The sequence below is a fragment of the Pseudomonas sp. MHK4 genome (assembly GCF_054600775.1).
Map to the genome: position 1 here is coordinate 1 of NZ_BAAIAK010000058.1, position 546 is coordinate 546.

Annotated in this window: 1 protein-coding gene; it reads right to left on the reverse strand. The window is 66.7% G+C overall.

What is annotated here, in order from left to right; genetic code table 11:
- Positions 1-546 (reverse strand): aldehyde dehydrogenase family protein (locus ACYP2Q_RS31500; protein ID WP_459734109.1); only part of this gene is annotated, 546 nt, incomplete at both ends.

The following is a 546-nucleotide window of genomic DNA, read 5'->3' on the forward strand; positions in this document are numbered from 1 at the left end:
GGGCGCGGCCGACGTCGGCGGTCCACACCGACGACGCCAGGCCGTAGTCCGAGTCGTTGGCCCAGCCCAGCACCTGCGCCTCATCAGTAAATTTGGTCACCGACACCACCGGCCCGAACACTTCGCGGCGCACGATCTCGTCATCCTGCTGGGCGTCGGCCAGCACCGTCGGTTCGAAGAAGAAACCATTGCCCTCGACGGCCTTGCCGCCAGTGATCAGGCGGATGTGCGGCTGGGAGATGGCGCGCTCGACGAACCCGGCCACGCGGTCGCGGTGCTGCGCGGTGATCAACGGGCCGAGCTCGGTCGCCGGATCGTCCTGCACACCGTACTTGATGCTGCTGACCGCCGCGCCGAGCTTCTCGACGAACTTGTCGTAGATGCCGGCCTGGGCATAGATGCGGCAGGCGGCGGTGCAATCCTGGCCGGCGTTATAGAACCCGAAGGTGCGGATACCCTCGACGGCGGCGTCGATGTCGGCGTCGTCGAAGATGATCACCGGGGCCTTGCCGCCCAGTTCCATGTGCATCCGTTTGACGCTGTCGG